We start from the raw sequence: 17,756 nt of genomic DNA on the forward strand, positions 1-17,756 counted from the left end.
GGGGCCGCCGGGCGGATCACGGCTTCGGGTCGATCGAGCGTCCTCCGCGCATGCCGTACCGCTCGAGCTTCCGGTAGAGGGTCGCCCTGTCGAAGCCCAGGATCTGCGCCGCCTGGCTCTTGTTCCCGCCGACCACCTCCAGGACGCGCAGGATGTAGCGCCGCTCGACCTCCTCCATGGGGACGAGCTCGGTCGGGTCGTCGCTCGAGACAAGGACGTGGGAGCGCCGGTACGTGCGGATCTTCTCGGGCAGGTCGTCGACGGTGATGTGATCGTAGCGCGCGAGCGCGACCGCCCGCTCGATGCAGTTCTGGAGCTCGCGCACGTTGCCGGGCCACGCATAGGCCATGAGCTTCTCCGCCGCGGGCGCCGAGAGGCCCTGGATGGGCCTCGCCTTGACGGTCGCGAAGTGCTCGAGGAAATGCTGCGCGAGCAGCAGCACGTCGGCGCCGCGGGAGCGGAGCGGCGGCAGGTCCACGTGAACCACGTTGATCCGGTAGTAGAGATCCTCGCGGAAGCGGCGCTCCTCGATCGCGGTCTCGAGGTCGCGGTTCGTCGCGGCGATGAGCCGGACGTCCACCGGGAGCTCCTCGTCGGCGCCGACGGGCCGGACGACGCGCTCCTGGAGGGCGCGCAGGAGCTTCGGCTGGAGCCCGATCGGCAGCTCGCCGATCTCGTCGAGGAACAGGGTCCCGCCGTGGGCCCGCGCGAACAGGCCGCTCCTGGCCCCTTTGGCGTCGGTGAACGCGCCCCGCGCGTGGCCGAAGAGCTCGCTCTCGAGGAGGGCGTCCGGGACCGCGGCGCAATTGACCGCCACGAACGCGCCCTCGCTCCGCCGGCTGCGCTGGTGCAGGGCGCGGGCGACGAGCTCCTTGCCGGTCCCGCTCTCTCCCGTGATGAGGATCGACGTGTCCGAGTCGGCGATGCGATCGAGCAGGTCGAACACGCTCCTCATCACCGGGCTGCCGCTGAGGATCTGCTCGTAGCCGTGGGCGTCTGCCACGGCGCGCCGCAGGCGGCGCACCTCCTCGCGGAGGGCGCGGTGGCGCAGGGCGCGCTCCACGGTGAGCCGGAGCGCGTCGAGCTCGAACGGCTTGGTCACGAAGTCGTACGCGCCGGCGCGGATGGCGGACGTGGCGGTGTCGAGGCTCCCGAACGCGGTGATGACGATGACCGGGAGATCGGGCCTGTTCTGGACGATCCGCTCGCAGAGATCGAGGCCGCTCATGCCGCGCATGGTCATGTCGGTGACCACGACGTCGAAATCCTCCACGCCGAGGAGCTCGAACGCCTCGGCGGCCGACGTCCGCCACGCCGTCCGGAACCCGCGCTTCTTGAGCCCGGCGTCGAGGAGCTCGCAGACGCCGCGCTCGTCATCGACGATCAGGACGCGCCCTGTCATGAGTTCCCCCGCGGCAGCATCATCGTGAAGCGACTCCCGGAGCCCACCCGGCTGTCGACGTGGATCCAGCCGCTGTGCTCCTTGATGATGCCGTAAGCGACCGACAGGCCGAGCCCGGTCCCTTCGCCCACGGGCTTGGTCGTGAAGAACGGCTCGAAGATGTGCTCCAGGACGTCGGCCGGCATGCCATGCCCCTCGTCACGAACGGACAGCGCGACATAATCGCCCTCGGCCCCTCCCTGGTCGGCCGGGGGACTGGCGCGCTCTGCCCGGAGGCCGACGGTCAGCGTGCCGCCGGACGGCATGGCCTGGATCGCGTTGACCACCACGTTGGTGAGCGCCTGCTGGAGCTGGTCGGCGTCCGCGTGGACGATCAGCTCCGGCGTGTCTCCTTCCTGGACCATCGTGACGCCCTGCTTCTCGGCCAGCGGCCTCAGCATGACGAATGTGCTGTGAATGACGCTCCTCAGCGGGGTCTCCTGCTTCTCTGCGCTGCGGCGCCGGGCGAAATCGAGCAGCTGGCGGATGATCTGGGTCATTCGCTGCGACTGCTCGAGGATGATCTGCCCGTTGGCCGGCACCTCATCCCCCGTGACGTCCCCGTCCACCAGCATGCGCGCGCGCCCCGCGATGATCTGGAGGGGCGCTCCCAGCTCGTGCGCGATCCCGGACGCGAGCTTGCCGACGGTGGCGAGCCGCTCGGCGTGGCGGAGCTGCTGGAGCGCGGCGAGCCGCGCGGTTGCCTCGGACTCGAGCTTCCGGTTCGCCGCGGCGAGGCGATCACACATTGCGTCCATCTCCCGTCCGAGCTCGCCGATCTCGTCCTCCTGGCGCAGCGACAGGCGCCGGGAGAGATCGCCCGCGCCGATCCGCCGCGCCTGATCGATCAGCGTGCGCATGGGACGTCCCACCAGCCCGACTCCGAGGGACGTCGCGAGCAACCCGCATACCAGCGTCAGAGCGGCCGTCGTGACCGCCGTGTTCAGGATCATGCCGTGGATGGTCCGGCGGGCTCCCGCCAGCGACTCGGAGAGCTCCAGCGCGCCGGCGCGGTCGCCGGTCACCGGCACCGGCACGCACGTGACGAGCACGTCCGCGCCTTCGTGAGGGAGCCTGTGCACGACCGCCTGCCCCCGCGAGACGGGGACGAGCAGCTCCGGCGCGAGCCGGGGCCGATGGGCATCATCCGCCTGCTCGTCGAGCCAGACCCACCGGAGGTCCACCTGGCTCTCGCGCTCGTTGGCGTCCTCGACCAGGCGCAGCGCCCGCGCGGGCCCTTCCGTGCGCCACACCCCCGTGATGGCGGCGGCCAGCGCGCGGCCCATCGCGTGATGGTCCCGCTGGACATCGTTCTCGAAGGTCTTGGCCTCTCTGCGGATCTGCACGTAGGCGCTCAGCGCGAGCACAAGGAAGACCCCGAACACCAGGGCGAGCGTCAGCTTGCGCGCCAGCTTCATGCCCGACGTCGTAGCGCAGGTCGAGCGCGGCGAGCCAACGCCGCTCGACGCCGCCGCAAAGTACGACATGCCGCATTTTGCGGCACCGGCGATGGCCCGCGCGCGGGCAGCGCGGGCCGCCAGAGCGCGCTCCCCGGAGGAGCCTGGCGGGCCGCTCCGGGAGGACCTATCACCGCGGCGCGGCGGGCGCCTTCTCCGGGCAGCAGAACAGGTGATCTGGCACCAGCATGGCGCAGCCGTCTTTCCAGGGGTCGTCAGGAGCGTAGTCCGTCCGGTTCTCCGCAGGATAGAAGTACGCTTTGGGCTTCGCGGGATCCGCGCAGGCGCTGTCGCGCTCCGGCGCTGCCTCGCGGCCCTTCGGCGCGCCGGTGACCCTGGAGCAGGCCGCAAGCGCGGCGCCCGCCACGAGCAGCATGAGGAGCGCCGAGACGGGCTTATGCACCCGCGGCGACGAGCGACCGGGCTGTCGCCGCGGACATGGCTGTTGTCGAGAGCTGCCCATCGCCGCGCCCTCCGGGGGCATGGATATCAGGGGTTGCATCGGGCCTGAGGGGGGGTCGATTTCAAGAGCTCGCAGGACGTCAGAGAGCAGCCGAGGGCAGCACAGGCTGCATCGAAGCTGGGGTAGCAGCAGCCGGCGGCGAAGACCTCGCGGGCGACGCAATCGACGAAGTCCTGAGCAGGTCGGGCCGGAGCAGCGCATCGTGCCGGCCTGGTGGGCGGCGGGAGGTCCGCTCTGGGCGCGTGACCGGAGGCAGGGCTCTGGTCGGGATCGGACGTCGGCGCGCCGACGGTCGCGGGCTCGGGCCCTCGGGCCGGCGCTTGCTCGGGGGCCGCCTCCGGGCCGGGCCCTCGCTCCGCGATTGCGCCAGGCCCTCGGCCGGGCGGAGCGTCCGTGGTCGCGGCCGAGGTCGTCGGGCTCGGCGTGCTCGTGCAGTGAACGAGGAGCAGAAGAAGCGAGAGCGACCGTCCGAGAGCGAGCGCCTGGAACGATGCGATCTTCCGCGTCATCGAGCGAGCATCGCACGATGGCCTGCGCGAAACCAGGGGAGCCCGCGTCGTACGCGCGCTCGTTCAGCCGCCAGGGTGCCCCCCCCGCGCCGGCGACGTCGGTCAAGGCATAGTGCCTCATCTCCTGGATGCACGCGTAGAAGGGCTTCACCTTGGCGAAGAATGACGGGAACGACGCCTCCTTGCGAAACCCCTGGAGGTGGCCTTCCAGCGAGTCCCAGCGGATGCGGACGACGAATCGATAGCAGGCGCGTCAACACATAGGTGATGTCTATGGGTCGTCGTGGTATCCATCGACCATGCGTCTGCAGTCGGTGGACACCCACCTTGTCGTGGCCTTGCACGCTCTGCTTCAGGAGAGGAGCGTCACGCGCGCTGCACGCCGGGTGGGTGTGACGCAGCCCTCGATGAGCCACGCGCTTTCACGGCTGCGCGCCCATTTTCTCGTGGTGCGGCCGTGTCTGCTCGAGGCGAGGGGCTACACCTTGACGCTCGTCTGGCCGGAACGCTCCGAGGGCGACGAGGGCCACAGCTGGCTTCGCGCCGCCATCGAGCGCGCCGTCGCGTGTGAGCCGGTCGCGGGCCCGGGCGAGGGCGGCCGAGGATCCGCTCCTGACGCGCAGGGGGAGCTCCCCCGCTAGGCGCTGGTCCAGGCCGGATCGCGATGAGGCTGACCTGCCACGCGGCGTGGGCCCGCGGCGACACCGATCCTCGGCGCGGTGTGGGTTTTCCGGGGGGCGCTTCGCGGCATGTGCCGTGCTCCTCCGGCCGGCATGCCGCGCCCCCGACTCGCCACGTCGATCGCTTTGCTTGCGCTGATCTCCGGCTGCGCCGCCCGCCCGCAGCCGGCTCTTCCCGTTGCCCTCGACGTCCCGCCCCCGCCTGCCCCGCGTTCGTCCGAGTCCACGGGCGCTGAGGGCGCCGCGCTCGGCGGGGCGCTCCTCGTCTGGGGCCGCACGGGCGATGGGCCGCCTCGGACATGGCACCTCACCGAGGAAGGCGCGGTGATCCGCGAGGAGCCCGGGATCGTCGTGGCGACCGGTCGAGGGGAGTGGCGCTGGGAGGTGCGCGAGGTGAAGGTGGAGACCTCGGCCTGCGAGTTCGGGCCCGAGGAGACGCGCGAGCCGGGCGAGGGCACCGGGAACCGCGCGGAGCTCGTGCTGCGCGGGACGGGCGCGCGCCAGCAGGTGATCGCGCCGTCGGACGCGGACGGGAGCAACGTGGTGCAGCACGAGGCGGAGGCGATCGGGAGCGTCGGGCCGTACCTGTTCATCGAGGAGCGGACGTACAACTACGCGTGCGGCGCACACGGCTTCGTGGGCGTGGAGTTCACGGTGTGGGACGCCGAGAGGGGGGCGAGCGTCAACCTGCTCGCCGAGGTGTCCGGCGTGCCGGCGCTGCAGGGCGAGGCCGAGGCGCTCCTCGACGAGGACGAGGCCGACCCCGAGGCCGCCCGGCAAGAGGAGGATGCGCCGGAGCTCGTGCAGATCGCGCCGGCCTACGACGCGCGGGGGGCGCTCCGGGTGACCGCCAAGCTCGCGCGCGCCGCGTGTTATGCCTGCGGCGACGGCGCGTGGAGCTCCTACACGCGCTCGGCGGTGGTGCCCGCCAAGAAGGCGCCGGCGCGCCTCGCAGCGTGGGCGTCCCCGCCGCCCGGCATGCAGAGCTTCCTGGCGCAGCACCCGGACCTCAACGTCGGCGGCTGGTCGCGGGCCGGCCGGGAGGAGTGAGGCGAGCGAGCCCCGCTGGCCCGGCCGGCCGCGTGGTGAGGGGGGCGCGCGGCGCCGCGGTCACGGCCTCGCGTCAGAGCAGGTCGTCGAGGTCGTCCATGGCCTGCGACAGGTCCTCGCTCATCTCCTTCAGCTTCTCGCGGTCCTTCTCCAGGAGCACCGCCTGCGCCGCGCGGGCCTTGTCCCCGAGCTTCCGCGCGGCGAGCACGTTCTCGAGCAGGTACCGCCGCTCGGTCGCGCCGAGCGCCGCGAACGCGCGCCGCAGGACCGGGAGCGTGTCCTTGAACCGCTCGGGAAGGATGCCCCCGAGGAACGCGTCGAGCGCCTCGACCACGGGGCGGCTCTTCACGAGCACGAGCGCGTTCACCTCGAGGAAGCCGGCCAGGAACGACGCCGCCGCCTCGGGCGGGGCCGCGCTCCCGAGCCGCAGGCCGACGATCCGCGCGACCGCGCCATCGTGGTCCGGGGAGCCGCCTTCGCGGTCCCCTCGGTCGTCGAGCTCCTGCGCCAGGTAGAGCAGCCCGCACGCGAGGCCCGACGCCGTGGGGTTCACCGCGTCGCTGTCCACGAGCGCCCGCGCCGCCTCGAACCACGCGGCGCGGTCGACGATCGGCTGCGACAGCGCCACGTCGTGCAGCGTGCGCAGCGCCTCCTTGGCCGGGGCGACCGCCTCGTCGCTGCCCGTGCAGCCGCCGTGGACGCGCAGGACCGCGCGCGCGAACGTCTTCTCCAGCATCGCCGCGATCACCCCGTCGCCGAGCGACGACAGCGACCGCGACGACCCGAACGACGCGAGCCCCGCGAAGGCGCGGCACGCCCGGGCGAGCGACGGCAGATCGCTGTCGCCCGTGGCGAACCGGTCGCACGCGTCGAGCGCCGAGGCCGCCGCGCGGGCGCTCGACGCGAGCACGGCGTTCAGCAGCACGTCGGCGGCCTCGCCGGTCGTGTGGCACGCCGCGAGGTCCTCCTCGAGCAGCCGCGTCGCCACCTGCTCCAGCGTGTCGCCGAGGACGATCTTCTCGACGAGCGCCACGTCGGTCGCCGGCGTCCACTGCGCCTCCCACGTCTCGCTCAGCTGCCGGAGCAGCTCGTCCGGCGGCGCCTCGCTCGCCGCCTGCCCGCGCCGCTGCCCGCGAGCGCCCGCGCCGCCCCGCCCGGCCGCCCGGGTGCCGGCGTACGCCGCGTAGGGGATCTTCGCGATGCGGAGCCGGTGCAGGAGCACGCTCGTCCCGACCTCGACCTCGTTCGTGAGCGACAGCCGGAACGACTCGGGCGCGTCGGTGGCGGGGAGCCTGCGCTCGCGCACCTCGCGCCAGAACTCCTCCTGGAGCGAGTTCTTCCCGATGCCGCCCCCGACGCGGCCCACGTTGCGCCCGATGACGGCCGGCCAGAGGAAGCCGTCGACGTGCGTGGCGTCGCCGCGACACATCGTGGCGATCGTCGCCTCGCGCACCTCGTCGAGGCCGGGCTCCGCCTTGCCGCGGAGCTCGGCGAGCGAGACCGCGAGGCGGAAGGCCTCGATGGTGTCGGCGAGCGAGGCCATGAAGCCGCGGAGGCGGAGGTGCTCGGTGAAGTCGATCAGCACCTCGAGGGTGGCGCGCCGGAAGTCGCCGCCCGCGTCGTGCGCGCGCTGGTAATACTGCGGCGCCCGGTTGCCCGCGCCGTAGCCGAGCTGCTCGGAGAGCCGCGGAAAGCTGAACGGGATGAGCGTCACGGCGCACGGGATCGGCGCCGGCAGCCGCGCCTCCAGCGCCGGATCGACGTCGCGCGCCGCGAACGCCGCCGCGTGCGCCGCGCCGAGCACGGCCGCGACCTCGTGCGGGGCGAGGTCCGGCCCCATGCGCTCGAGGATGCTCCGCGCCATGTACGCGTCGCGCGCCCTGTGGATCAGCCGGTCCCCGTCGCTGCGCACGAGGTCCGCGTACGCGAGCAGGGCCTCGCGGAACGGCCCGGGTTCGTAGCGGGGCGCCTCGAACGAGGCCTCCCAGAACTCCTCGAACGAGCGGAAGCCCCGGGCGCGCGCGCACGCCGCATAGATGCTCTCCTGCTCCCCCTCCGCGCTGGCCGGCCCGCCGTCGCCGCCGTCCCCTGCGCCGCCGTCGTCCGCGTGCTCGCCGGGCTCGCCGTGTCCGTCGTGTTCACCTTGCTCGCCGCGGTCCTCGTCGATCTCGCGCTCGTGGCCGCCCGGATCGTCGGCGTCGTCGTGGCCGACCAGGGCGCCGTCGAAGGGCGCGAGCGTCGTGCCGACGGGGATGTCGATGAGCTCGACGCGCACGCCGTGCTCGAAGGCCCATTTCACCGCGACGTACTCGGGCGAGTAGGCGGCGAACGGCCACAGCGACGACGCGGGCTCCCCGTCGGTGCGGTAGCCGAGGATCGCCACGGGCGGGACGGTCTTCGGGTCGACGAGCGCCTCGAGGAGCGGGGTGGCGTCGCTCGGGCCCTCGACGAAGATCGCCTTCGGGCGCACCTCGTCGAGGTAGGCGCGCAGCGTCGCGCTGGAGCGCGGCGAGTGGTGGCGCACCGGGAAGAGGTGGACGGCGGCGAGCCGGTCGAGGTCCATCGGGTCCCTTCAGGTCGCGAGGCGCTTCTTGGCGGAGGTGTAGAACTCCTTCCAGAGCCCTGCGCGGCCCTTGGCCACGGTCTCGCAGTACTCGCGGACGGCCTTGAGGTCGTCGCCGCCCTCCTTGCTCACGGCGCCGAGCAGCGAGCGGGAGAGGTCGTCGGCGGTGACCTTCCCGGTGCCGAAGTGCTGCGCGAGGATGCCGCTGTTGAAGAGCACGCTGATGGCCTCCGCGGTCGACAGGACGGAGCCCGGGGTCTTCACCTTGGTCTTGCCGTCCTTGGTGACGCCGGCGCGGAGCTCCTGGAAGAGGGTGACGAGCAGCTTGGCGAGCTCGGCGGGCGGTTCGACGCCGACCTGGTAGTCGCCGCGGAGCTCGGCCTCGCGCTTCTGCACGATGCGGATCTCCTGCTCGAGGTCGTCGACGACGGGGACGGTGATGAAGTTGAAGCGGCGCTTGAGCGCGGCGCTCATCTCGTTGACGCCGCGGTCGCGGGTGTTGGCGGTGGCGATGAGGTTGAAGCCGCGCTGCGCGGGGACGACCTGGTCGAGCTCCGGGACGGCGATCTGCTTCTCGGACAGGATGGAGATGAGCGCGTCCTGGATCTCCGACGAGGTGCGGGTGATCTCCTCGAAGCGCGCGAAGCGCCCGTCGCGCATGGCGCGGAGGATGGGCGAGGGCACGAGCGCCTTCTGCGAGGGCCCTTCGGCGAGGAGCAGGGCGTAGTTCCAGCCGTATTTGACGTGCTCCTCGCTGGTGCCCGCGGTCCCCTGGACGACGAGGGCGCTCGTGCCGCTGATGGCGGCGGAGAGGTGCTCCGAGAGCCAGCTCTTGGCGGTGCCCGGCTCGCCGACGAGCATGAGGGCGCGGTCGGAGGCGAGGGTCGCGAGGGCGACCTGCACGAGGGCGCGATCGCCGATGTACTTGGGGGAGATCGCGACGCCGCCGACGGGTTTGTCGCTGCCGAGGATGTAGGTCTCGACGGCCCTCGGCGAGAGGCGCCACCCGGGCGGCCTCGGCGCCGTGTCGTGGGCGGCGAGGGCCGCGAGCTCGTGTTCGTACTTGGTCTCGGCGGGCTGGCGGAGGTCGCTCATGGGTGGCGCAGGAGATTACCGCAGAACGGGGCGGAGAGCGGGAGGGAGAACGGCGCGAGCGCCTTCGAGCTCCTCGCCATCACAGCACCTGCTCGACGATGTGGTCGAGCTCCTCCTGTGGAAGGCCGGGATCAGGCACGCGCCGCCCGAGCCGCTCGATCTGTTCGACGGTCGGGTACCCGAGGTTCCTCAAGTCGGTCGCGTTCACCTGCGTGTGCCCGTTGAACTGCCGAACGTGCGTATCCACGAGCGTCGAGTTCAAGAAGGCGACGAGGCCGCGGGCCATCACGGCCGGCAGCCCCTTGCCGCTTCGGTGGAGCACGTTGAGGTGGTTCTCGAACCCGATCCTGTCTCCCGGCGCGCTCTCGGGCGTGAAGAGGGCGGCGACGACCCGCCGCCGCTCCTCCTTCGACGAGAAGCGCTTGACGAGCACGTAGTTCCCGCTGGGCATCCAGAGATCGGCCGTCTCAGGCGCGTGCACGAGGGCGTTCGGCTTCTTGCCGCGTCTGGGCCAGCGAACGACGCCCGACGCGAAGTGCGTCGGGTAGATCAGCGGACCGGTGCTCCTGTCGGGCTCCTGCCGCAAAAACTCGCGCGCTCGGAAGTCGACGACCTTTCCCGTCGAGACGCCCACGTCCAAGTCCGTCAAGCGGGATGGCATGCGCGCGAACGTGGCGGCGACCTTCTCCCCGGCGTCGTCCGGCACCACGTGGACGAACAGCTCGGGATCTCCGGGCCGGACGACGTGTTCGAATGGCACCGAGCGGACGGACAACGGCCCTCCCCCGGGACCGCGCGACGACGAGATGGTGACGGACTCGCACCGACCGCCCCTGACGGCGTGAATGATGACGTTCTCTTGAAGGACCTCGTCCTCCGCGAACGCCGCTTTGCGCGATTCGAAGACGTGCACCCTTCGCAGCGACATCTCCCGGAAGAACAGCTCCCGGAACGGTCGAAAGTAAGGACCATTGCAGAAGCTCCGGGGGGTGATCGCGACGAGCTCCCCGCCCGGCTCCAGGAGAAGGATCGCGAGACCAAGAAAGGCCGTGTACAGGTTGCTGGTCTCGAGGCCCACGCGCCGCAGCGCCGCCCTGGCCTCGGTGTCCGAGTTGAGCTTCTTGTAGGGTGGATTCAGGATCGCGTGCGTGAACGAGCGCGGCATGCCCGGGCGAGGCCGGCCGCCGTCGAGTTGCTCGACGGCCGACCGGATGAAATCGGCCTCGATGATGCGGGCGGTGAAGTCGATCCCGGCGCCGGCGCACTCGTCGCGACACGCGCGCGCCGTCCGACGCAGGTACGCCGCGAGCCGCGGGTCGATCTCGAAGCCGGTCGCGCGGATCGCGCTCGGTCGCATCCGGCGGGCACACGCGCTGGCTGTGAACGCCGCGAGGAGGCTGCCCACGCCGGCGCCGGCGTCCAGCACGCGGATCTCCTCGCAGGACCGCTCGAACAGCGACGCCATGAACGACGCCACCGGCGGCGGCGTGAGGAACTGACCCAGCGCCGAGCGCGTGCGGGGATCGAGCGCCCGCGCGGCCTCGATGCGGTGGAGGTCGACGCGGTCGAGGAGCGACGGCAGGGCGACTGCCTCGAGTCTCGCTGTCCGGCTCATCGATGACCTGGTTACCGCAGCTGGGGCATCGAGCCAACCGTGCCTCGGCGGTGAACGCGCCGTGGGCGCCTTGCCAGCGAGGCGGCGCCCGCGGCGCGCCGCTCAGGCGGCCTCTTGCCGCGCTGCCATCGCGGCGAGCGGCGGTATCCCGAAGCGCTCGCGCACCTCGCCGAGCGGCAGGTGAACGACGCCCCAGAAGTCCCAGCGATCGCTCAGATCGACCTTGCAGGCCGCGCCGCGCGCCACCGCGCGCAGCACCTTGCGCGCCTCGAATAGCCCGACCTGCGGCGCGGCGACGGGCGTGATCTGGATCCCGAGGTGGAACTGCAGCATCACGAAGAGCAGAAAGGCGAACCCGTCGCGCCGGATGAACCCCGCCTGGAAGGAGCCGGCCTGGATCTCGCCCGCAGGATCGGTGTCGTACTCCGCGAGCACATGGCCGAGATCGTGGAACACCATGCGCTCCGGGATCGCGTTCCGGCTCTCGCCGGGGAACAGGAAGCCGCGCGCGGTGCAGTGCTCCCAGAACACCCGGCCGAACGTGCCCTCGGGCAGGAGCCCGAGCTGCTTGTAGCGGAGGGCCCGCGAGCGATCCGCGACGCCCGCGCGGAAGAAGGGCCCGACGAGCCTGCGCACGCCGGCCAGGCCCTCTTTCCTCAGGACCTCGCCGGCGAACGCGCCGACGAGCCGGCGCCTCACGGCGGCCCTGGCGAGCCCCCTGTGGCCGCGCGCCACGAGGCGGAGCACGCCCACGCCTTGCTCGCGCACGCCGAGCGCCCGGGCGAGCGCCTCGATCGCGTCCACCTCGGCCGCGGTCACCTCGCCGTCCGCCATCGCGGTCACGAGCGCGAGCTGCACCAGCCGCTTGCGCCTGTGCGGATCCGGGATCGCGCTGGCCACCGCCTCGGGCGCGACACGCGGCAGCCCGTCGACGTCGGCGCGGGCGCCGTGCAGGGCCGCGAGCTCCTCCAGGACGGCGCGCTGCTCCGGGTCGAAGCGCGCTCGCGCGCCGTCGGCCAGGGCCACCTCCCGGAGCGCGCCGAGCGCGGCCGGGAGCTCATCACAGCTGAAAACCACGATATCCATATCGACCTCCTCTTCACACAAGGGGTTTCACGCGAGACGTTCCATCGAAGGGCTCAGCCGCGCTGGTACGCGTCGATCGCCGACAGGATCGCCGCCGAGATCTCCCTGGGCAGCGACTCGGCCGTTTCCATGATCATCCGCACCCGCTCCACGCTCGCCCGATCGACGAACCGACGACCGAGGGGCGTGAGCGCGAGCGTCTTCGCGCGGCGGTCCTCGGGATCCTCCTGCCGCGCCAGGAGCCCCCGCTGCACCAGGCCATCGGCGAGCCGGCTCCCGGCCGAGGCCGAGAGCCCGAGCGACGTGGCGAGCGCGGTGACGCGCACCGGGCCGTCCTGATCGACGAGGTGCAGCGCGGCCACCTGCGCCACGCTGAAGTCCTCCTCGTGCAGCGCGCGCGCGAGCCCCGCGATGATGCGCGAGAACATCATCCGCGTGAACCGCTCGATGGGCGACCCCAGAATAATTCGCGCCTTCACAATATTTGTGATAACTCATTAGTTGCGTTATTGCAAGTATTCGTCGCGCGAACGTCCAGTTCGATCCGTCCGCCCCGGAGCGCCGGCAGGTCCGCCGCGTCAGGTCACTTTCGCGCGCCGGCCGCCGTGGTTGCTCGTCGCCAACAATCGCCATGAGCCCGCCGGCGGACGCTCGGCCGGCACCGGTGACGATAACCTGCTTTTCCCGAGCGTGGCTTGACGCCGCTTCTTCTCCCAGAAGACCCTACCATACTAACGCGGGCTCCACCGGAAGGGCCGCAATCGAGGCGCGTGAAACGGAGCGGAGGCAGGCGATGGCGAAGAGCAAGAGCCGTGGTCGAGGCACGTGGATCTGGATCATCGCGGCGGTCGTCCTCGCCGGTGGTTGCGTGGAATTCCGCGGGGCCGATCCCGAACAGGACGCCCCCGGCGAGGGTGGAGGTGGAGGCGGCGGGGCCGGCGGGGATTCGACGGGCGGCGGCGGGGCCGGCGGCGCGGGCGCCGGGGAGCCGGCTGCTCCTCGGAGCTGCGGCTCACGAGAGCTGGGGACGGAGCTGCTGTGCGGATCCGAAGAGATCAGCTGCTGTGACCGCAAGCTGGTTCCGGGAGGCACGTTCGACCGGAACTTCGCTGGTGCGCGCGAAGCCGACGGCGCCTATCCCGCGACGGTGAGCGGCTTTCTCCTGGATACGTTCGAGGTGACAGTGGGGCGGTTTCGCGCGTTCGTCGATGCCGGAGGAGGCACGCGGGCGAGCGCACCCGAGGCCGGCGCAGGGGAGCACTCGAAGATCCCGGGGAGCGGCTGGTCTGCCGACTGGAAAGGCTGGCTCGAGGAGGACACGGCGGCGCTCAAGGCCGCCCTGCACTGCGACCCGCCGCGCTCGACCTGGACCGATGAGGCCGGGCCGAACGAGAATCTGCCCATGAACTGCATCACGTGGCCCGAGGCCTTCGCGTTCTGCGCGTGGGACGGAGGGCGCCTCCCGACGGACGCGGAGCTGAACTACGCCGCAGCCGGCGGGGACGAGCAGCGGAGCTACCCGTGGGGCGAGGGGATCGACCTGAGCCGCGCGAGCTACGGTTGCCTCGGGGATGCGGACGCCGCGGCGGCGTGCTCGCTGGACGACTTCTCCCCTGTCGGGTCGAAGCCGATGGGAGCAGGGCGATGGGGCCACCAGGATCTCGCCGGAGGCGTGAGCGAGTTCGTTCGGGACTCCTCGGACCCGCTCCAGGTCCCGTGCGTCGACTGTGTTCGTCTGGAGCCGTCGTGGATGGGCAACTACGTGGTCGTCCGCGGCGGGAGCGCCCTCGACGATGAGGCGTCTCTGTACACGACGAGCCGCGGCATTTACCGTATTCCGGGTCGCTATGACTCCGGGATGGGGGTCCGGTGCGCGAGGAACCCGCCGTCCGCGGAGTGAGCGAGCTTCACCCGCGACGTCACGAGACGTTCCGCGAGCCGGTGACCCCCGCGAGCCGGTGACTTCCGCGCGGCGATCACTTGCGGGCGCCGGTCACGTGGACCTCGCGGAGGCGCGCCCGCGCCGCCGCGTAGTACGGCTCGATCTCCTTCGCCGCCGGCGTGCCCCAGAGGTTCTTCCGCTCCTCCGGGTCGCTCGCCAGGTCGTAGAGCTCGAACCGGGCGCCGCCCGAGATCGTCAGCTTCATGTCGCCGCGGAGGAACGACCGCCGCGCGTCGTTGTACGGCCCCGCCGGCATGTCGATCAGCACGTCGCGCGCCTGGGCCTGCTCGCCCGGGGCGAGGAACACGTCGGGCAAGAGCGACGCGCCCGACAGGAAGTCGCTCGCGGGCGCTCCCTCGGCAGGCCCGGGCACCCGCATCAGATCGAGCAGCGTCGGCGCGATATCGATCAGACTGCGCCGCGCCGAGACCCGGGACGGCGCCGCGCCCGGCACGTGGACGACCAGCGGCACCCGCACGAGCTCCTCCCAGAGCTCGAAGCCGTGGCGGAACATCTTGTGCTCGCCGAACGCCTCGCCGTGATCGCTCGTCACGACGATCGCCGTGCGCGCGCCGAAGGGCGCCGCGGCGATCGCGTCGAGCAGCCGGCCGATGTGCCGGTCCGTGAACGCCACCTCGCCGTCGTAGAGATCCCGCTGCGAGGCCGCGCCGAAGCCCGCCGCGCCGTCGTGCCGGAGGTAGTCGGCGTGCGGGTCGAGGTAGTGGACCCACAGGAAGAAGCGCCCGGACGTGTTGTCGGTCGAACCGAGCAGCCGCAGCGCGGCGTCGGTCAGCGCGGCGCTCGTCGCCTTGTTGTCGACGTCCCAGGGCGCGCCCTCCGGCGGCGCCGCGGACATGTCCACCACGTCGAAGCCGCGATCGAGCCCGCCGAAGCTGCCGAAGTAGCGGTGCCCGTGCACGCTCATCGTGCGCACCCCGGCGCGCTTCAGGCGCTCGGCGACGAACGTGTCCTCCTCGCTGAACTTGTTGAAATGCCCCCAGTTCCTGTGGGTCTCGCTCCCATACTTGCCGATGAGCATCGGGCCGACGCTCTTGCCGGTGTAGGACGCGAGCGAGTACGCGCGCTCGAACACCGTGGAGCGGGCCGCGAGGCCGTCGAGGTTCGGCGACACGGGCCGCGGGTTGCCCGCGTAGCCGAGGTCCCAGCGGAGCGTGTCGACGGTGACGAGGACGACGTTCAGGTCCGCCGGCAGGCGCGCCGCGTACGACCCGCGCGCGTCGGCGCTCGGGGCCGCCTTCGGGGCGGGGGCGAGCGCGGCGAGCGCCGCGGCCGTCAGATCGCCGCCGGAGCAGTCGTCGTCGACGCCGTTGTCGAGGATCTCCTCGGCCAGCGGGTGGACGCGCGCGTCGCTGTCGTCGCAGTCCCCGCCGCCGAAGAGGGCGGCCGCGCGGTCGCCGTCGCGATCGGCGAGGCGGCGCAGGACCGCGAGGCCCTTGCCGCCGACGGGCGCGCCGCGCTCGATCGCCTGCGCCACCGCGGGCTCCTCGTTGAGCGCGGAGGCGGCGCGCGCGGTGAGCGCGAGCGGCAGGAGCGCGGCGAGGAGCGCGGCCGGCGCGCGAACCGTCCGGACCGCGACCGGCGCGAGGAAGGCGGCGAGCGCGACGACCAGGAGGAGCGCGGGGGCGCGCAGGTCGAGCTCGGGGCGCTTGAAGATGCCGTAGATGCCGAGGAAGCCGCCCTCGCCCGAGACGCCGCCCGTGGCGACCCCGAGCGCGAACAGGGCCGCGGCGATCGCGAGCGCGACGCCGCCCGTGACCGCCGGATCGACGCAGGCGGGGCGGCCGTCGCTGGCGTTGGCGAGCGCGCGCCGGAGCGGCGGCGTGAGGGCGAGGACGGCGAGGCCCGCGATGAGGCCGAGGCCGAGCGCGCCCGCGGCGACGGCGGTGCCGACCAGGAGGGGCGCGGCCTCGAGGCCGAGCAGGGCGCGGGCGAGGTGGGCGGACAGGGTCATCCAGAGGAAGGCCGCGAGCACCGCGAGCGGCACGAACGCCGCGATGTCGGCGGGCCGGCCGATCGCCCGCACCCGCAGCGCGCCGATGAGCGTGGCCGGCGACGGCGGGCTCGACGGGTCGACCACGATCGCGGAGGCGCCCGCGAGCAGGCCGACGACGAGCGCGACGGGCGCGAACACCCCGATGTCGGCGAGGTAGGTGGCGAGCTGGAAGGCGGCGTCGTCGCCGGCGCCCGCCGTGGCCCACCCGGCGTCGAGCGACGCGGCCACGACGCCGAAGACGCTGGCGCCGAGCGCGCTCCTGGCGAGCCGCCCCGCCCACGCGCGGGCCAGCGTCGGGACCGCGGGGCCCGGCGAGCTCGAGGCTCGCTTCACGCCGGGCCCCGCTTCCGCGCCATGGGGTGAGCGGCGTCGTAGACCTTGAGCAGGTGGTCGATCGAGACGTGCGTGTACCGCTGCGTGGTGGCGAGCGAGGCGTGCCCGAGCAGCTTCTGGATGGCCCGGAGGTCGGCGCCGCCGTCGAGCAGGTGGGTCGCGCAGGTGTGCCGGAGCGCGTGCGGGTGCAGGTCGGCCCGGCCGGCGCCGAGCGCGCCGTAGCGCTGCACCAGCGCCTGGACGCGGCGCACGCCGATGCGGGCGCCGCGGCGGGACAGGAAGAGGGCGCGGGGGTCGCGGGCGCCGGTCGTCGGATCGGCGAGCTCGTCGCGCCGCTCGAGGTAGCGCTCGATGGCGGCGAGGGCGTGGGAGCCGAGCGGGACGATCCGCTCCTTGTCGCCCTTGCCGACGACGCGCACCGCGGCCCTGTCGGCCGGGCGCCGGTCGACGTGGGTGAGGTCGAGCCCGCAGAGCTCGGAGACGCGCAGGCCCGCGCCGTAGAGGGTCTCCAGCATGGCGCGGTCGCGGAGCCCCTCGGCCGTCTCGGCGCCGGGGATCTCCATGACCTCGGCGGCGGCGTCGACGTCCAGGAAGGTGGGCAGCGGGCGCCGGACCTTGGGCAGGGCGAGCTGGGCCGCCGCGTTCTTGTCGACCTCGCCGCGCCGCTCCAGGTAGCGCAGCAGGGCGCGGGCGGCGCCCACCTTGCGCGCGATCGAGGCGGGCGCGTGGGTGCGCGCGAGCGAGCCCAGCCAGCTGCGCAGGAGGAGCACGTCGAGGCCATCCACGCCCGTGGCGTCGTCCGGAGAGGGGGCCTCGCCGGTGGCCGGGGCCTTGCCGGGGGCCGGGGCCTTGCCGCGCGCTCGCGCAGGGCGGTGATCGGCGTTCGCGGCCGCCTTCTCGCGGGCGAAGCGGGCGAGCTGCTCGAGGTCGCGCCGGTACGCAGCCACGGTGTGGCGCGAGGCCCGCCGCTCGGCCGTGAGGTAGGTCAGGAAACGCGCGACCGCCTGCTCCAGCGTGGTCCCGCCGGATCGATCGCCGCTCCGCCGCGCGTGCATCACGGGGTTTGCCCTACCACCAGGACGGCGCCGCAGGCAAAGACTCGCCGGCGGTGCAGCGCCGCTCGGCCGGCGCCGCTGCGCGGCGCGGCAGGGGAGGCGGGCGCTGGCCGGAGGGGACCGCGGTCGCCACGTCCCGCGGCAGGCAGGTGGAGGTCGCGGGGCGCGTCTCGCCATGCCCTGAGAAGAAACGCCCCTCACGGATCACGAGCGAACCACCCACCCGGTGGGCGGCATGGCGCGAGCGCCGCTCGCTCCCGGTTCTGCTGTCCAGGATGATCCATGAGCTGCGCTGTCGAACCGTGAATCGGACTGCAGAGCGAGGCGGTGAAGACCGGCTGTCTCGACGCGCGTGAGACCGGCGCCCGCTCGCTCGCTGCGAAGGAGCTGCTCAATCGTAATTGCCCCTGACGGACCGCGGCGGGACACGCTTGTGATCCAGGTGTGTACGCT

13 protein-coding genes are annotated in these 17,756 nt (G+C 72.7%); 3 read left to right on the forward strand and 10 right to left on the reverse strand.

Annotated elements, in window-relative coordinates; genetic code table 11:
- Window positions 1-16: 16 nt before the first annotated feature.
- The 3 genes from ACSRUE_RS09650 to ACSRUE_RS09660 form a co-directional block, all read right to left on the reverse strand.
- Window positions 17-1,402, reverse strand: a complete 1,386-nt coding sequence (locus tag ACSRUE_RS09650; protein ID WP_441290738.1) for a sigma-54-dependent transcriptional regulator — start codon at window positions 1,400-1,402, stop codon at window positions 17-19.
- Complete coding sequence (locus tag ACSRUE_RS09655) at window positions 1,399-2,859, reverse strand: sensor histidine kinase (RefSeq protein ID WP_441290739.1); 1,461 nt, start codon at window positions 2,857-2,859, stop codon at window positions 1,399-1,401. The genes ACSRUE_RS09650 and ACSRUE_RS09655 overlap by 4 nt, the downstream gene beginning before the upstream one ends.
- Before the next feature lie 169 nt (window positions 2,860-3,028).
- Window positions 3,029-3,301, reverse strand: a complete 273-nt coding sequence (locus ACSRUE_RS09660) for a hypothetical protein (protein WP_441290740.1) — start codon at window positions 3,299-3,301, stop codon at window positions 3,029-3,031.
- A gap of 868 nt (window positions 3,302-4,169) precedes the next feature.
- Here ACSRUE_RS09660 and ACSRUE_RS09665 point away from each other — a divergent pair.
- Together ACSRUE_RS09665 and ACSRUE_RS09670 are read left to right on the forward strand one after the other, a co-directional pair.
- Window positions 4,170-4,511 carry a LysR family transcriptional regulator gene (locus ACSRUE_RS09665; RefSeq protein WP_441290741.1) on the forward strand — a complete coding sequence of 114 codons (342 nt, stop codon included), beginning with the start codon at window positions 4,170-4,172 and terminating at the stop codon, window positions 4,509-4,511.
- Between the two features lie 132 nt (window positions 4,512-4,643).
- Window positions 4,644-5,600: a hypothetical protein gene (locus ACSRUE_RS09670; protein ID WP_441290742.1), complete on the forward strand. Its 957-nt coding sequence runs from the start codon at window positions 4,644-4,646 to the stop codon at window positions 5,598-5,600.
- A 73-nt stretch (window positions 5,601-5,673) separates the two neighbouring features.
- Here ACSRUE_RS09670 and ACSRUE_RS09675 read toward each other — a convergent pair whose 3' ends face one another.
- The 5 genes from ACSRUE_RS09675 to ACSRUE_RS09695 form a co-directional block, all read right to left on the reverse strand.
- Window positions 5,674-8,163: a DUF5682 family protein gene (locus ACSRUE_RS09675; protein ID WP_441290743.1), complete on the reverse strand. Its 2,490-nt coding sequence runs from the start codon at window positions 8,161-8,163 to the stop codon at window positions 5,674-5,676.
- Window positions 8,164-8,172: 9 nt separating this feature from the next.
- The gene (locus tag ACSRUE_RS09680) at window positions 8,173-9,258 is read right to left on the reverse strand and encodes an ATP-binding protein (RefSeq protein WP_437763805.1); all 1,086 of its coding nucleotides are present in this window, start codon (window positions 9,256-9,258) and stop codon (window positions 8,173-8,175) included.
- A gap of 79 nt (window positions 9,259-9,337) precedes the next feature.
- The gene (locus tag ACSRUE_RS09685) at window positions 9,338-10,873 is read right to left on the reverse strand and encodes an Eco57I restriction-modification methylase domain-containing protein (protein ID WP_441290744.1); all 1,536 of its coding nucleotides are present in this window, start codon (window positions 10,871-10,873) and stop codon (window positions 9,338-9,340) included.
- A gap of 102 nt (window positions 10,874-10,975) precedes the next feature.
- Window positions 10,976-11,959 (reverse strand): hypothetical protein, encoded by a 984-nt coding sequence (locus ACSRUE_RS09690; RefSeq protein ID WP_441290745.1) that lies wholly within the window; start codon window positions 11,957-11,959, stop codon window positions 10,976-10,978.
- Window positions 11,960-12,012: 53 nt separating this feature from the next.
- The gene (locus ACSRUE_RS09695) at window positions 12,013-12,438 is read right to left on the reverse strand and encodes a MarR family winged helix-turn-helix transcriptional regulator (RefSeq protein WP_441290746.1); all 426 of its coding nucleotides are present in this window, start codon (window positions 12,436-12,438) and stop codon (window positions 12,013-12,015) included.
- 314 nt (window positions 12,439-12,752) lie between these two features.
- Here ACSRUE_RS09695 and ACSRUE_RS09700 point away from each other — a divergent pair, with 314 nt between their 5' ends.
- Window positions 12,753-13,859, forward strand: a complete 1,107-nt coding sequence (locus ACSRUE_RS09700; RefSeq protein ID WP_441290747.1) for a formylglycine-generating enzyme family protein — start codon at window positions 12,753-12,755, stop codon at window positions 13,857-13,859.
- Window positions 13,860-13,935: 76 nt separating this feature from the next.
- On the opposite strand, the gene ACSRUE_RS09705 is transcribed toward ACSRUE_RS09700, so the two are convergent.
- Both ACSRUE_RS09705 and ACSRUE_RS09710 read right to left on the reverse strand, forming a co-directional pair.
- A complete protein-coding gene (locus tag ACSRUE_RS09705) occupies window positions 13,936-16,248 on the reverse strand; it encodes a sulfatase-like hydrolase/transferase (protein ID WP_441290748.1) in 2,313 nt (770 codons plus the stop codon).
- Window positions 16,245-17,303, reverse strand: a complete 1,059-nt coding sequence (locus ACSRUE_RS09710) for a tyrosine recombinase XerC (protein WP_441293072.1) — start codon at window positions 17,301-17,303, stop codon at window positions 16,245-16,247. The genes ACSRUE_RS09705 and ACSRUE_RS09710 overlap by 4 nt, the downstream gene beginning before the upstream one ends.
- Window positions 17,304-17,756 lie beyond the last annotated feature (453 nt).

The sequence above is a fragment of the Sorangium sp. KYC3313 genome (genome assembly GCF_052075895.1).
Classification (GTDB): domain Bacteria; phylum Myxococcota_A; class Polyangia; order Polyangiales; family Polyangiaceae; genus Sorangium; species Sorangium cellulosum_B.

Coding starts and splice junctions, on each gene's coding strand:
- ACSRUE_RS09650 (WP_441290738.1), bottom strand. CDS start 1,402: ATGACAGGGCGCGTCCTGATCGTCGATGACGAGCGCGGCGTCTGCGAG.
- ACSRUE_RS09655 (WP_441290739.1), bottom strand. CDS start 2,859: ATGAAGCTGGCGCGCAAGCTGACGCTCGCCCTGGTGTTCGGGGTCTTC.
- ACSRUE_RS09665 (WP_441290741.1), top strand. CDS start 4,170: ATGCGTCTGCAGTCGGTGGACACCCACCTTGTCGTGGCCTTGCACGCT.
- ACSRUE_RS09670 (WP_441290742.1), top strand. CDS start 4,644: ATGCCGCGCCCCCGACTCGCCACGTCGATCGCTTTGCTTGCGCTGATC.
- ACSRUE_RS09675 (WP_441290743.1), bottom strand. CDS start 8,163: ATGGACCTCGACCGGCTCGCCGCCGTCCACCTCTTCCCGGTGCGCCAC.
- ACSRUE_RS09680 (WP_437763805.1), bottom strand. CDS start 9,258: ATGAGCGACCTCCGCCAGCCCGCCGAGACCAAGTACGAACACGAGCTC.
- ACSRUE_RS09685 (WP_441290744.1), bottom strand. CDS start 10,873: ATGAGCCGGACAGCGAGACTCGAGGCAGTCGCCCTGCCGTCGCTCCTC.
- ACSRUE_RS09690 (WP_441290745.1), bottom strand. CDS start 11,959: ATGGATATCGTGGTTTTCAGCTGTGATGAGCTCCCGGCCGCGCTCGGC.
- ACSRUE_RS09700 (WP_441290747.1), top strand. CDS start 12,753: ATGGCGAAGAGCAAGAGCCGTGGTCGAGGCACGTGGATCTGGATCATC.
- ACSRUE_RS09710 (WP_441293072.1), bottom strand. CDS start 17,303: ATGCACGCGCGGCGGAGCGGCGATCGATCCGGCGGGACCACGCTGGAG.